10 protein-coding genes are annotated in these 14,895 nt (G+C 41.8%); 9 read left to right on the top strand and 1 reads right to left on the bottom strand.

Going from position 1 to position 14,895, the window contains the following annotated elements; translation table 11 throughout:
• The first annotated feature begins 578 nt into the window (after positions 1–578).
• From DWY07_RS10200 to DWY07_RS10165, 8 genes are all read left to right on the top strand, one after another.
• Positions 579–1,100: a MarR family winged helix-turn-helix transcriptional regulator gene (locus DWY07_RS10200; RefSeq protein WP_117808847.1), complete on the top strand. Its 522-nt coding sequence runs from the start codon at positions 579–581 to the stop codon at positions 1,098–1,100.
• Positions 1,078–2,415 carry a citrate/2-methylcitrate synthase gene (locus DWY07_RS10195; RefSeq protein WP_347465503.1) on the top strand — a complete coding sequence of 446 codons (1,338 nt, stop codon included), beginning with the start codon at positions 1,078–1,080 and terminating at the stop codon, positions 2,413–2,415. Before DWY07_RS10200 ends, DWY07_RS10195 begins: the two co-directional genes overlap by 23 nt.
• A gap of 414 nt (positions 2,416–2,829) precedes the next feature.
• Positions 2,830–3,489, top strand: a complete 660-nt coding sequence (locus DWY07_RS10190; protein ID WP_117822979.1) for an HD domain-containing protein — start codon at positions 2,830–2,832, stop codon at positions 3,487–3,489.
• Between the two features lie 70 nt (positions 3,490–3,559).
• The gene (gene ppk1, locus DWY07_RS10185) at positions 3,560–5,746 is read left to right on the top strand and encodes a polyphosphate kinase 1 (RefSeq protein WP_347465491.1); all 2,187 of its coding nucleotides are present in this window, start codon (positions 3,560–3,562) and stop codon (positions 5,744–5,746) included.
• 120 nt (positions 5,747–5,866) lie between these two features.
• Positions 5,867–7,909, top strand: a complete 2,043-nt coding sequence (locus DWY07_RS10180; RefSeq protein WP_117785279.1) for a CDP-glycerol glycerophosphotransferase family protein — start codon at positions 5,867–5,869, stop codon at positions 7,907–7,909.
• Position 7,910: 1 nt separating this feature from the next.
• Positions 7,911–8,300, top strand: a complete 390-nt coding sequence (gene tagD, locus DWY07_RS10175) for a glycerol-3-phosphate cytidylyltransferase (RefSeq protein ID WP_021943559.1) — start codon at positions 7,911–7,913, stop codon at positions 8,298–8,300.
• Positions 8,301–8,317: 17 nt separating this feature from the next.
• Entirely contained in the window at positions 8,318–9,904 is a 1,587-nt protein-coding gene (locus DWY07_RS10170; RefSeq protein ID WP_117822975.1) for a glycerophosphodiester phosphodiesterase family protein, read from the top strand.
• Positions 9,905–10,191: 287 nt separating this feature from the next.
• On the top strand, positions 10,192–11,130 hold the full coding sequence (locus tag DWY07_RS10165) for a D-2-hydroxyacid dehydrogenase (RefSeq protein WP_117823232.1): 939 nt from the start codon (positions 10,192–10,194) through the stop codon (positions 11,128–11,130).
• Between the two features lie 611 nt (positions 11,131–11,741).
• Here DWY07_RS10165 and DWY07_RS10160 read toward each other — a convergent pair.
• Positions 11,742–13,163 (bottom strand): alanine/glycine:cation symporter family protein, encoded by a 1,422-nt coding sequence (locus DWY07_RS10160; protein WP_117822973.1) that lies wholly within the window; start codon positions 13,161–13,163, stop codon positions 11,742–11,744.
• Between the two features lie 475 nt (positions 13,164–13,638).
• Between DWY07_RS10160 and DWY07_RS10155 the strand changes: the two genes are divergently transcribed.
• The gene (locus DWY07_RS10155; protein ID WP_117822971.1) at positions 13,639–14,811 is read left to right on the top strand and encodes a sugar transporter; all 1,173 of its coding nucleotides are present in this window, start codon (positions 13,639–13,641) and stop codon (positions 14,809–14,811) included.
• Positions 14,812–14,895: the final 84 nt, after the last annotated feature.

The following is a 14,895-nucleotide window of genomic DNA, read 5'->3' as shown; positions in this document are numbered from 1 at the left end:
ATAGATTATATTGAGCTGCCCATTAATGAATAAAATGGATGAGAGATATACTATTATGGAGTAAGCCTTATCCGAGGCCGGTACTTAAGTTGCGTCTTTTGCAACTTTATGTACCGCTGCACGAGGATACGAGTGGAAGCGTCTTACGGAATAATATGTATATTCTTATTCATTTTTAATTCATTAAGGGCAGCTACTTGCAAATAAAACTATATATGTGTATCTTACATGGATTCCTGTCTGCCGCCATCCCTCTCTATCATAATTCTAAAATTTTCGGCGCAGTTCTTAAATAAGGATAAAGTCGGTTGACAGAAGCCGGAAGTTTCATTTATCATATCAAGTAGAGTATATTTAAATCTATTATTTCAATAAAATCTTTTCATTCATTGTTCCGTTCATGTTTGGAACAGATACGAAAAATCTATAAAAAGATCAGGAAATAAAACTACATAGGGACAGAGAGTTGACAGAGCAAAGGGACACTTATACTTGTTATTGTGTACAATTCAGTGAAACAATATACGTTGGAGTGATAACAGGGGCTTTTATATGTGTACCGGAAAGGGAGGTTGTTTATGCAGGAACAGAAAGTCGAACAGGAAATTGATATTACGAAATTATCGAATGAATTTACCTACAGAAAATACATGATGAGCAGGGACTCCGTACGGCATTTATTTTCTAAATTAAGTGTTGCGGAATATGTCGCGCTGCAAAGTATAGAGGCGATCAGCGGGGATTCTGCTATTTATGGCGGCAAGGCATATCTGACTGATCTGTCCGTCCGGATGCAGATGAGCATTCGCAGGACATCAAAGACGGTAAGGGATCTCAGAGATTGCGGCTATGTCAAATGGTCACATGATGGAAATGGTACGGACGGCACTTATGTAACGATCACGGATGCCGGTGCGAAACAGCTTCATGAGCAGGAAACGATCATTAAGGACTTTTACGGAAATGTAATTAACAAATTCGGCAAAGAGAATATGATCAATCTGTTGATCCTGATGAAGGAGCTGGATACGGTTATGGAGAGTGAGATTGAAGAAATGCAGGTGGTGAAGAACGATGATGAGTCTGATGAAAATGAATGAGTATGTGGCAATACAGGAAAAGATATGCGAGAAAAATGATTATATCGCACCAAGATTATATGATGAATATGGAGTAAATCGCGGACTTCGCGATGACCGCGGAGTTGGTGTATTGACCGGTCTGACGAATATTTCAAAGATTGTATCCTCTAAGGTGCAGAATGGCAAGAAAGTACCTTGTGATGGAGAACTCTGGTACAGGGGTTATCGGGTGGAGAATCTGATCGGAAGTCTGGGAGAAGATGAACTGGGGTTTGAAAAGGTGGCATATCTTCTGTTGATGGGTGAGCTGCCAAATGCAGAAGAACAGCATGAATTTGAGAAGATCATCGGTGGGCTTCGTACGCTGCCATCGAATTTTACAAGAGATGTTATCATGAAAGCGCCGACAGAGGATATCATGAATTCCATGACACGTAGTATCCTGACGCTTGCATCCTATGATAAGAATGCAAAGGATACCGGTGTGAATAATTCTCTGCGTCAGTGTATCCAGCTGATCAGTGAATTTCCGATGCTGGCTGTATATGGATATAATGCATATAATCATTATGTAAAGAATGACAGTATGTTCATCCATCGTCCGGCAAAGAATCTGTCAACGGCTGAGAATATTCTCATGCTGCTTCGTCCGGATAAGAAATATTCCAAGGTAGAGGCAAAGGTACTTGATACGGCACTGATCCTTCATATGGAGCATGGTGGTGGTAATAATTCAACCTTTACAACAAGAGTTGTTACGTCCTCCGGTTCGGACACCTATTCCACAATGGCGGCTGCTATGTCATCCTTAAAGGGACCAAAGCATGGTGGTGCCAATATCAAGGTTATGGAAATGATGGATAATATTCGCGGACATATAAAAGACTATGAAGATAAAGATGAGATAGAAGCATATTTAAGCAAGATCCTGAACAAGGAAGCATTTGACAATAAGGGACTGATCTATGGTATGGGACATGCCGTATATTCCTTGTCAGATCCGAGAGAGCGGGTGTTCAAGGATTATGTCGTTAAGCTGGCTCATGAAAAGGGCAGGGAAAAAGATCTCAGGTTGTATGAGAACATAGAGGAGCTTGCCCCGGAGCTGATCGCAAAGCAGCGCAAGATCTTCAAGGGTGTAAGTCCAAATGTGGATTTCTACAGCGGATTTGTATATGACATGCTGGGAATCCCGATGGAGCTTTATACAGCGATGTTTGCAGTTGCACGTATCGTTGGATGGAGCGCACACAGGATCGAGGAGCTGATCACGAATAACCGGATCATGCGTCCGGCATATATGAGTATCATGGAGAAAAATCCCCAGATATAAACAAAAGCCAAAAACAAAGCGTAGTTTATAACATGAGAACAGACAGGTTATAAGAGCCCATTGAGGTTCTTATAATCTGTCTGTTTTTATGTATGGATCGCTGTATCGACTATAAAATAAATCAGATAATACAGAAGAAAATATACAGAAGGAATCTGCATAAACATACATTTTACATAAATAGAAATGCAACGGATCACATATACTTAGAAAGAAATGTAAAATTTTCGGGTGCTTTTCAGAGGGACCCGAAAGTGCTGAAAATATGGGGAATCATTTGGAGGATGCTGGTAATACATCGAAAATGAATGATTTTACTACAATTTTACAAAGAATTTTCAAGTGATTGATAGCAGCAAAAAATGGGATGGTGTAAATTGAAGAACAGTGAAGCAGAAGAGAGATAGATGACGTATGAAAGTAACATTTGAAGATGTAAAAAAGAACAGAGCGGTTCAGACATATATAAGGATGGCAGACGAATCCTTACATGCAATGGGATATACAGAGCATGGATTTGCACATGTGGAACGTGTAGCAGAGACAGCAAGGGAGATACTGCTGACACTTGGCTATTCCGAGCGCGAAGCAGAGCTTGCGAGTATTGCAGGGTATCTGCATGATATCGGAAATGTTGTGAACCGGGAAGGACATGCGCAGTCCGGTGCGGTCATGGCGTTTCGAATATTGGACGATATGGGTGCAGATCCGGAGGATACAGCGACGATCATAACAGCAATAGGCAATCACGATGAGTCGGCGGCATTTCCGGTAAATCCGATTGCAGCAGCATTGCTGATCGCGGATAAAAGTGATGTGAGAAATTCGAGAGTCAGAAATACGGATATTTCATCCTTTGATATTCATGACAGAGTGAACTATGCCGTAAAAGAAAACAAACTGAAGATTACCAGGGATTCACATATTGGGCTGAAATTAAAGATCGATAAATCTATGTGTGCCGTTATGGATTATTTTGAGATCTTTTTACAACGTATGATCCTGTGCAGGAAATCAGCCGAGGTGCTTGGGCTGGAATTCTGGCTTACGATCAATAAACAACGGGTAATCTGACAGGGGGTGTATGGCGATTCAAAGAATATTTCAGTACATAAAAGAGAAAATAACAGGAGCGATAAAAAGAATGAATAACGGAGAAAAGAATCTGAAAAATGCAGAAGTGGCAAATGAGAAAATACAGCAAGAAAAGCGGGTAAAAAAGGTGAATCATATCGGATTGTATGAAAATCGTGAATTATCATGGCTGAAATTCAATGAACGAGTGCTGGAAGAAGCCGAGGACACCAGTGTTCCATTGTGCGAGCGGATGACATTTTTGTCTATCTTTCAGAGCAATCTGGATGAATTCTTTATGGTGCGTGTCGGTTCGTTGGAGGATCAGAAGCTGTTAAGCCAGAAACTCCGGGAGAACAAGACAAATATGACAGCGGGAGAGCAGATCGAGGCAATCTTAAAACGAGTTGCAGAACTAAACGAAAGAAAGGATGCCGTCTATGCTTCCATTATGAAGGAGGTTGGTGAGAAGGGCGTTCATCTGACGGATTTTAAAGCACTTGCAAAATCAGAGAGCAAATATCTGGAAGAATATTTCATGAAAGAGATTGTACCGTTGTTATCGGTTATGATCGTTGGAAGAAAGCAGCCATTTCCGTTTTTGAAGGGACAGGAGATTTACGCGCTTGCTGTTCTTGGCACAAGAAATGGTAAGAAAAAAATCGGGATCATTCCATGCAGCAGTTCTGTATTCCCAAGGCTGATCCGGATTCCGACAAAGGATGATACCTATATGCTGGTCGAGGAACTGATCCTGCATTTCTTGCCAAAGGTGTATAAGGGCTATAAGGTTCTGGAAAAATCTGTGATCCGCGTAACGAGAAATGCGGATATTGATTTTAATGCCGTCTATGATGAAGATCTTGATTACAGAGATAAGATGGCACAGATCGTAAAGCTCAGAAAGAAGCTTGCACCGGTACGGCTGGAATTATCCCGTGATATCAATGAAGATATGATAAAACAGGTATGTGAGTATGCAGAGATGGAAGAGCCACATGTATTCTTAAATCAGGCTCCGCTTGATCTTTCATTCCTGTTCCAGATCGAGGATATTCTGAGAAAAGATGCAAATCTGGTCTATCAGAGACGTGTACCGCAGCCATCTCCGATGTTAAAGAGCAATGAACATATCATACCACAGATTTTGGATCATGATGTTTTATTATCCTATCCGTATGAGAGCATTAAACCATTTCTGCAGATGCTTCAGGAGGCTGCCCGTGATCCGGAGGTTATCTCTATTCGTATGACACTTTACCGTCTGGCAAGAAATAGCAAGGTGGTAGAGGCACTGACCGAAGCTGCTGAAAATGGCAAACAGGTCGATGTACTGGTTGAATTAAAGGCGAGATTTGACGAGGCAAATAATATTGAGTGGAGCCGTACGTTAGAGGATGCAGGCTGCCATGTCGTATATGGAATTGATGACTTAAAGGTTCATTCAAAGCTGTGTCTGATCACCAGAAAGGTTGGAGATGAGATTCAGTATATTACGCAGGTCGGAACCGGAAATTATAACGAAAAGACTTCCAGATTATATACGGATCTGTCGTTGATCACAGCAGATAAGAGAATTGGAGAAGAAGCAGCAAAGGTATTTCAGGCGATTCTGCTTGGTTCTGTAGTAGAAGATATGGAACATCTGCTGGTTGCACCAAAATGTCTCCAGAATAAGGTTCTTGCCATGATCGAGAATGAGATTCAGATCGCAAAGGAAGGAAAGCCCGCCTATATCGGAATCAAGATCAATTCACTGACGGATAAGAAGATCATAGATAAGCTGATCGATGCATCCAGAGCCGGAGTAAAGATCGACATGGTGATCCGTGGCATTAACTGCTTAAGAAGTGGAATACCGGGAGATACCGATAATATTCATATTGTAAGTATTGTAGGACGTTTCCTGGAACACTCCAGAATCTATATTTTCGGAACGCATGACAGGGATAAGGTATATATCGCATCGGCTGATTTTATGACGAGAAATACACTTCGTCGTGTGGAGGTCGCAGCGCCGCTTTATGATGAGACGGTGAAGAATAAAGTCAGGAAGATGTTTGCAACGATGCTTCGCGATAATGTGAAAGCCAGAGAGCAGCAGCCGGATGGCAGTTATCAGAAACTGTCAATGGTGGGACCTGTCTTAAATTCACAGGAATATTTTTACGAGGAAGCATATATGGAAGCCGGAGATGCTTTTCATCAGCTTTTAAGAAAGCAGGATATGGATACGGAGAAGAAACAGACGGTGTAATTCAGACAAAGTCAGAAAATAGAACCTGACACAGGGGAAAATGTTATTGAAAGTTTACCTGTAAATAGATATACTATAAGTGGTAAAACAGGTTAAAAAGATAAGGAGTTTTAACACGATATGAAGCTTTCGATAACAGGATTATTTAAGCGGCATGTAAAGGAAGAAAAAAAGCCGCAGAATATAGATGCAGGTCAGGAAAAGAAACCGGCTTCCATAATTCAGACAGATACATGGAAGAAGCCATCATCAGATGGACTGGTGGATTATCATGCTGTAACCGGAGAAGGAACACCGGAGTATCAGGAACGGCAAAACAGTTTACAGCAGATGGAGGCATGGGCGAAAGAGAACCAGATTCCGGTCGGCAAGCGTACGGTGACCGATTATTACTATGACAGTAAGATCGTACCGGGACGGGTTGTACTGATGGGACTCGGAAAAAATGTCCGTGGCAGTATGCAGTATATTTTAAATGAATTAAATCATAACGATGCATTTAAAGATTTTCATATCTATGTCAAAACAGCTAAAGATACAGAAGAGATTGTAAAGACCTATATCAGACAGAACGGATGGAGCCGTACAGAAGTGGTGACTCCGGATTCTGTCTATATGGAGTTGATCGAAACGGCACAGTTTCTTCTGACTGAGGTGTATTTAACGGCTGCATGGGTGAAGAAAGAAGGTCAGATGTACATTAATATCTGGCATGGAACCCCGCTTAAAAAGCTGGGACTTGCAAAGAATGCAAAAGGAAAGCATAAGAATGGCATTCAGCAGAGCAATTTCATTGATGCAGACTATCTGTTATATCCAAATGATTATACAAAAAAACATATGCTGGAATCCTATAAGGTTGCAGACCTGATGCCGGGTAAGGTCTTAAAGCTCGGTTATCCAAGAACCGGTGGTATGTTAGAGGCTGCGCAGAGTGACCAGACAGAATTGCGCAAGATGCTTGCACCGAACGGGGAGCACATTTATGCCTACATGCCAACCTGGAAGGATTATCTTAAGGTCGATCAGGTTGTTGCGGAATCAAAGGAGCTTCTGGATTATCTGGATGCAAATCTCCGAGAGGATCAGATCCTCTATGTAAATCTGCATCACAGAGTCAGTGATTCGCTGGATTACAGTCAGTTTAAGAGGATCCGCCAGTTTCCTCCGACAGTGGACAGCTATAAGCTGTTGGCATTGACGGATGCACTGATCACGGATTACTCCAGTGTATTCTATGATTATCTGGCACTTCGCCGGCAGATTGTTTTATATTGCGCTGACTATGAGCTGTATCGTAAGAAACGTGGCACTTATATGGATCTGATGGAGCTTCCTTTTGATAAGGCAGTAACACCGGAAGAGGTACTTGCGGCGATCAACCGTGGTAAGACCTATGATGATGAAGCAGCATATCAGGAGTTCTGTGCTTACGATTCTGTTGAGAATGCGCACAAGCTCTGCAGTTTATTCCTGGGAACCGAGGATGAAGTTGTAGTAGAAGCGATTCCGAAAAATAAGAAAAAGAAAGTAATGATCTATTCAGATGCGCTATCCGAGTGTACGGAGACACAGTGGCTTAGAAAAACAGCGGAAAACTGTGCCGGAAGTGATACGGTGGAATTATTTATTTCCTGCAATCAGGATATGGTCAATGAGAATAAGGATTCAGCATATCCATTGCTGAATAAAGTTCCGGTTATTGGAACAACCGCTGATTATTTCCCAAGTGCGATGGGACGTACAGCGAAGAAACTCTACGAAAGTGGGAAGATTACGATAGGACAGGCAATGTCCATATGGAAATATGATTATGCAGCAGCAGTCAGGCGTTTTCTGGGACGTGCTGCCTTTGATCTGGCTGTATTGCTTGATGTGACAGATCCGGAAAAACTTCTGTCATTGACATTTATGGATCAGCCAAATAAAATAATGATTATCAGTGACCTTATGTACAAAGAGATCACAGAAAACAATAATACATTCCTGAAGGATGCCTTACAGGTAAGTGCATCTTATATGAGGGCAGTATTTGTGAAGAATGAAGAGCAGTATGCATATATCAGTCAGATGATCGGGGATGCATGTCCGGTTTGTTATATGAAGGATGCAAAAGATCTGACACAGGCGATCAACGCTGCTGTGATAAGAGAAGGAGAATAATATGAAAAAGGTAATAACATATGGAACCTTTGATTTGCTGCATTACGGACATATTAATCTGTTACGGAGAGCAAAGGAATTAGGAGACTATCTGATCGTTGCACTTTCAACAGATGAATTTAACTGGAATCAGAAGCATAAGAAATGTTATTTTTCTTATGAGGAAAGAAAGCAGTTATTAGAGGCGATCCGTTATGTTGACCTTGTCATTCCGGAGGAATGCTGGGAACAGAAATCAGAAGATATCAAAGAATTTAAGATCGATACCTTTGTTATGGGAAATGACTGGGAAGGGAAGTTTGATTTTCTGAAAGACTATTGTGATGTCGTGTATCTTCCAAGAACACCGGACATTTCAACCACCCAGATCAAAGATGATCTTGGAAAATAGAAGGATGGTAGCGGAAAATGAAGTTTCATCTGCCTTGGAAACGGGAACAGGAAAAGAAAGAATATACATTGATCTATGATGGAAATGGCGGCAGACAGAACGGTGAACGTTTTGTCCGCCGTTCATTTTGGCTTCCGAATGTGAGCTTCGGGAAAGAAAAAAAGTTTGTTTCAAATACTGATGGTGGGGATTTGACTGTTGAAACAGTATTTTCCAATTCCAATCTGAAGTGCATCGGTTATTATGCCAGAAAGCGTACAGAAGAAGGCTGGATATGGTATGGAACGGATCATAACTGGCACGATTCCTTTTATGACGGCACGGTTTGCAAGCAGTTGATACCGATCGCAGCATCGGTAGAATCTTTGTATGAAGCTGCGGATGATGAGATCTATCTGGTTGCACAGTGGGAGGATGAACATGGAATCCGCAGAAACTGTGGATATGAGATATTCTCGAAAAAACTGATGGCACATGCATTTGGCGGTATGGATGGTACAACCTATCATAATACGGCAGAGGCATTTGAACATGGGAAAAAGGAAGGCTATCAGTCGTTTGAGATCGATCTTTCCTATACGGAGGATGACCGTCTGGTATTGTGTCATGGCTGGACAGAGAATAATTGTAAGTGCACCGGGGTTTCATATAAGCCGGAATTTGCGCATATGACATATGAACAGGCAATGCAGATACCGATCCACGGACATTCGATCATGGACGCGAGACAGTTCTATGAAAAAGTAAAGAATGAACCTGCCTATACATTTGAAATTGATTTCCATAATATAAAAAAAGGGAACGAGAAACGGGTTGCCGCTATGCTGGAGGATTTCCGGCAGGATGAAGGTCTGCTCGATCGTCTGCTGATGCAGGTATACAGCCAGCCGATGTATGAGCAGATCGACTCCGTATATCATTTTGTAAATTATATGTATCTGGTTGGATTAAATATCGATAAGCTGGATGCGATCCTCACTTATTGTCTGGATCATGGAATATGCAGTGTTGCAATGCGGACGAATTTTGTAACAAAGGAAAATGTCCGTAAGGTACATGATGCCGGACTGTATGCATTTTGTTATACGGTTTCAGATGATGCTGTTTATGCTAATTATCTATTCCAGCTTGGTGTGGATATGATCTGTACAGATTTTGTAACGGAAAAAGCACTGGAAGCAACGAAGGAAACATTTGGCAGATATCCGTTTATGGTGTGGTACAACAGCAACCATAAGGAAGCGGTCAGTCACTATCCGGAGACAGTCGATGGAACCGGGAATGTAGGAACACTTACCCGGTTGAAGAGTGGAAATCTGGAATACAGGGACAAGACGATCTGGGAACATACCGGAGATCAGACACTGCGGGCATGCGGATACGAAGTATCGGGAAAACGATTTGCCGGATGGAAACTGCGCATATCCATTGAAGGAAAAAATTTGTGGTATTCGACGGATGGATTATTCCATGCAGCGAAGGACTATACGGTCAGAAAGAGCATTCAGGCACGTATTTTCAAGGATGGAGATGTGCTCCCGGATTTCGATGTCAGGAAGAATATGAAAGTAATTATGGTAGCAGTATGGGAGAATCTTGATTGATCCTCCCATATTTTAAATAAGTTTATATGCTTATCAGTTATTCTATTTGCCTGTGCCTGCTGTCAGGGGGGATAGAAAACACGTTTCATTTCCTATTCTGCCCGCACGCCTATTTGCCGTCAGCCGCCCTAACTTACCCTTACGGGTTCAGACAAGGGCTTTGTGCCGGCAGCTGGTGCAGGCATCATAACGGAAATTACACTTTATGTTTTCTATCCACCCTGACAGCAGACGCAGGCGAATGGAATGTCGGATAACAAAAATAGATGAAAGGATTAAAAATAAATATGAAGATAGTATTTTTAGATCGTAAGACGATAGGAGAAGACATTGACTTGACGGGCTTTGAGGCTTTGGGAGAAGTTGTAACATATGAGATGTCACAGCCGGAAGAAGTTCCGGAGCGGGCGAAGGATGCAGATGTTATCATTGTGAATAAAGTCCCGGTAAATGAGCAGACGGTTGGAACGGCTCAGAATCTGAAGCTGGTTTGTGTAGCGGCAACCGGAACAAACAATCTGGATAAGAACTATCTGGATAAACGGGGAATTGAATGGAGAAATGCAGCCGGATATTCCACTACGATCGTTGCACAGCATACATTTGCCATGCTTTTTTATCTGCTTGAAAAACTTCGGTATTATGATGATTATGTAAAGAATGGCTCTTACCAGAAAAATGATGTATTTACCTGGTTTGGCGAGCCGTTTACAGAGCTTGCCGGAAAGACATGGGGCATCATCGGACTTGGAGCGATCGGAAGGAAGGTAGCAGATATAGCAAAGGCATTTGGTGCCCATGTGATCTATTATTCAGCATCTGGCAGACCGTCACAGGAGGGTTATGAGCAGGTTGATCTGGATACACTTCTTCGGACTTCTGATGTCATATCGGTTCATGCGCCATTAAATGAATATACCGGGAATCTGATGGATAAAGCGGCATTTGTAAAGATGAAAAAGGATGCGATTTTCCTGAACCTTGGACGTGGACCGATCGTAGTAGAAGAAGATCTTGCAGAAGCCTTGAAGCAGGGCACGATCGCAGCCGCAGGTTTAGATGTCCTTCGGACGGAACCGATACAGCCGGACAATCCGCTGCTTGCTATAAAGGACAGCCATAAGCTGCTCATCACGCCACATATCGCCTGGGCAAGCACCGAAGCCCGTACCCGCCTGATGCAGATCGTCCTTGACCATGTAAGGAATTTTGTTGCGGAGAGGTAGCATTGATACAAAAAAACGTTTGGATAGCTTAATATGCGGAAGATGAATGTGATACCCGGAATCGTCATTGAACTGAACGCATATATGGGTATAAATGTTATGAGATTAACCTGATACCCGGAATTGTCATTGGCCTGAACGCATATACGGGTATAAATGTTATGAGATTAATCTGATACCCGGAAATTATTAAGAAGATGGGTATAGTGTAAAATAAAATGATTTTATACCCATAAATAAAATGATTTCAGGGTATGGATGCTTACTATGGGCTATAATACCCGAAAGTAAGGTAGAGATAAGGGTATAGATTATTAAAATAAAAGCAGATACCCCAAAAAATAAAATAAGATGTGGTATGAAGTGTTGCAAAGTGACTTGATACCCATTAACTATATGAAGCGGGGGGAAAGAATTAGTATAGTGCAGAAAAATAAAATAGAGGACCCTGAGATATATATTCACTATTATGAAGCAAGCCTATCTGAATGTCGGTCCTTAGCGATCTGCGAAAGCAGGAGCCTAGTACCGCTACATGAAGATAGAACGAAAGTGTCTTGCGTAATAATATGTGAATTAGATCTCAGGGTCCTCTATTTTATTTTAACAATTTATTCAAAAGGCTGCTTATTATGACGGCTGAAGAAATCACGCGTTTCCCTTGCAACCACACCGCTTAAAGCAAAGATGGCGATCATATTAGGAATAGCCATCAGTCCGTTGAAGATATCGGCGATCGTCCATACAGCAGAAACTGTCATGTAAGGTCCGATAAATACAGCAAGAATGTATAACCATCTGTAGATCATGATGGATTTCTTTTTGCCGCCGGATAAGTATTCCAGACAACGCTCAGAATAATAATCCCATCCAAGGATCGTCGTAAATGCAAAGAATACCAGACAGAGCATTAACAGGAAGCTTGATATCGTTGCAGGAATCGGAAGTCCCTCGTTAAAAGCATATGTGGTAACCTGAACACCCTGTAAACCTTCCACTTTCCATGCACCGGTAAGAACAATGGAAAGACCTGTCATTGTACAGATAATGATAGTATCGATGAAAGTACCGGTCATGGATACAAGTCCCTGACGAACCGGTTCCTTTGTCTGGGCAGCGGCTGCTGCGATAGGAGCAGAACCAAGACCGGCTTCATTTGAGAAGATACCACGCGCGACACCTTTCTGCATAGCAACGATAAATGAACCGGCGATACCACCCGCAACAGCAGAAGGCTTGAAAGCGCTCTTTACAATGATAACAACAGCCTCAGGAATTTTAGTGATGTTGCAGATCAGTAACATCACACATATAACAACATAGATAACAGCCATAAATGGAACGATGATCTGGGATACGCTTGCGATACGCTTCAGTCCGCCAATCAGAACGAGTGCAACACATACACTTAAGATCAGGGAAGCGATAACAACGGTCCATGAATAAGTACCGATTCCTGGAATATTAACCGTCCACTGCATGTCAGGATCAAAGAATGAATTAACAGCGGAAGAAATACCATTTACCTGAGAGAAGGTTCCGATACCGAACAGACCTACACAGATACCAAAGAAAGCAAATATTTTTGCAAGCCATTTCCATTTTGAACCCATACCTTTTTCGATATAGTAGAATGGTCCGCCAAGTGCATGGTTGTCCTTGTCAACGACACGATATTTGACAGCCAGAAGACCTTCTGCGTATTTGGTTGCCATTCCGAAGAATGCAGCAAGTACCATCCAGAATAATGCTCCCGGTCCACCGGCTCCGATCGCAGTTGCTACACCAACGATATTACCGGTTCCAATCGTAGCGGAAAGAGCAGTACACAGTGCACCAAAGGAAGTAACCTCGCCTTCGCCTTCTTCTTCGTTTTTGATCATCCATTTGAGTGCTAATGGCAGTTTGCGGATCTGAAGAACGCCCATCCGGATTGTGAGAAGAATTCCACCGACCATAATAAGGACCATAAGTGGAGGACCCCACACAAAATCATCGATTTTTGTTAAGATTTCATTTACAGTTGCCCACATGATTTTCTCCTTTTCATTTTTGTATTGTGGTGATGTGTTATTCTGATAAATTATATGAATAAAATAAAGAATTATATTATGAAAAAATCAAATATTTATAAAAATAACACAACATTTTAATATAATACATACTTTTCTACGCTAATGCAACAGAATTTGCTTAATTTCGTGAAAAAACAGCGGTAAAAACAGCAAAAATTACAAGAAGAAGACTATTTTTTTGACTTGCGGAGTTGGGAATCCGATAATAAAATTACTATAAAAATAAAAATGCCGGATAATATCAGATGCGGTTCATAGGAAAAAATACCATATAATACAAGATCGGTTTCATATAAATGTGTTGCATAATACGGAGGCATATTAACAGACTGCGTTGCATGGTACAGAATATATATTAGCGGACTGCGTTGCAAAACAGTAAATGTATAAATAGAAAAATACAGGAATTTACAGGAAAGGATATAATTGCAGAATGAATCAGAAATTAACTATCAGGGAATGGCTGCCGCTCATCGGAATGACGGTAGCGGCATTTATATTTAATACATCGGAATTCATGCCAATCGGACTTCTGACCGATATCGCAGATGATTTTCGGATCACGGAGGCAAAAGCGGGGATGCTGATTTCAGCATATTCGTGGGCGGTTATGCTGCTATCACTGCCACTCATGCTGCTTGCATCAAGGATCAGCTTCCGAAAACTGTTGCTGGGAACGATTGCATTATTTGGAATCGGTCAGATATTATCAGCGGTTGCAACCGGATATGCGATGCTGATGGCGGCAAGGATCATAGTTGCCTGTGCACATGCGGTCTTCTGGTCGATCGCATCACCGGCAGCAGTTAAGATCGTGCCGGAGAAGTTCCGGTCGTTTGCGATGAGTATGGTAGTAACCGGTACATCCATTGCGATGATATTTGGGCTTCCGCTTGGAAGGATTGTTGGTTTATATGTAGGATGGAGAATGACATTTTTCTGTGTTGCGGTTGTTGCATTTCTTGTTCTTATCTATATGGCATTTGTATTTCCGAAGGTTGAAGGCGGTACATCCTTTAAAATGAAAGAACTGCCGGTGATATTGAAGAACCCGGTTATGCTTGGGATCATATTAATGTCGTTCTTAGTTGCGGGTGCATACTATACAGGCTACAGCTATATTGAGCCGTTTTTGAAGCAGGTTGCAATGTTTAAGGATAATCTTGTTACTATAACTTTAATGTTGTTTGGAGCGGCCGGAATTCTTGGAAGTTTTCTGTTCTCCTGTGTATATGACAAACACAGATATCATTTTATCCGTGCATCGATCACACTGATTGCTGTTGTCATGCTTTGCCTGAAACCGGCATCGAAATTTACGTGGACAATGATATTGATCTGTATGCTGTGGGGTATGGCTGTAACGGCATTTAACGTTACTTTCCAGTCAGAGACAATCAAAGCGGTTCCGGAGGAAGCCTCCGCTGTTGCCATGTCGATGTTCTCAGGAATCTATAATCTGGGAATTGGATGTGGCACCTGGATCGGTGGACTGGTATGTACACATGCATCGATGGGGTATATCGGATTTGCAGGGGGGATCATGGCAGTTATAGCAATCCTGTATTGCAGCTTTATACTGATCCCACAGATGAAGAGAAAGTAGATAAATACTTGTATAGAATGCGAAACTATAAACTGTGATGATCAGTTGGAAAAGGCATGGTTAATAATCTCTAAAAAAAATATA

It is taken from the genome of Clostridium sp. AF23-6LB, assembly GCF_003461085.1.
Classification (GTDB): Bacteria; Bacillota; Clostridia; order Lachnospirales; family Lachnospiraceae; genus Coprococcus; species Coprococcus ammoniilyticus.
Note: the sequence above shows the minus strand (reverse complement) of the source record. Positions and strands in the feature narration are given on the sequence as shown.

Coding starts and splice junctions, on each gene's coding strand:
- DWY07_RS10200 (WP_117808847.1), top strand. CDS start 579: ATGCAGGAACAGAAAGTCGAACAGGAAATTGATATTACGAAATTATCG.
- DWY07_RS10195 (WP_347465503.1), top strand. CDS start 1,078: ATGAGTCTGATGAAAATGAATGAGTATGTGGCAATACAGGAAAAGATA.
- DWY07_RS10190 (WP_117822979.1), top strand. CDS start 2,830: ATGAAAGTAACATTTGAAGATGTAAAAAAGAACAGAGCGGTTCAGACA.
- ppk1 (WP_347465491.1), top strand. CDS start 3,560: ATGAATAACGGAGAAAAGAATCTGAAAAATGCAGAAGTGGCAAATGAG.
- DWY07_RS10180 (WP_117785279.1), top strand. CDS start 5,867: ATGAAGCTTTCGATAACAGGATTATTTAAGCGGCATGTAAAGGAAGAA.
- tagD (WP_021943559.1), top strand. CDS start 7,911: ATGAAAAAGGTAATAACATATGGAACCTTTGATTTGCTGCATTACGGA.
- DWY07_RS10170 (WP_117822975.1), top strand. CDS start 8,318: ATGAAGTTTCATCTGCCTTGGAAACGGGAACAGGAAAAGAAAGAATAT.
- DWY07_RS10165 (WP_117823232.1), top strand. CDS start 10,192: ATGAAGATAGTATTTTTAGATCGTAAGACGATAGGAGAAGACATTGAC.
- DWY07_RS10160 (WP_117822973.1), bottom strand. CDS start 13,163: ATGTGGGCAACTGTAAATGAAATCTTAACAAAAATCGATGATTTTGTG.
- DWY07_RS10155 (WP_117822971.1), top strand. CDS start 13,639: ATGAATCAGAAATTAACTATCAGGGAATGGCTGCCGCTCATCGGAATG.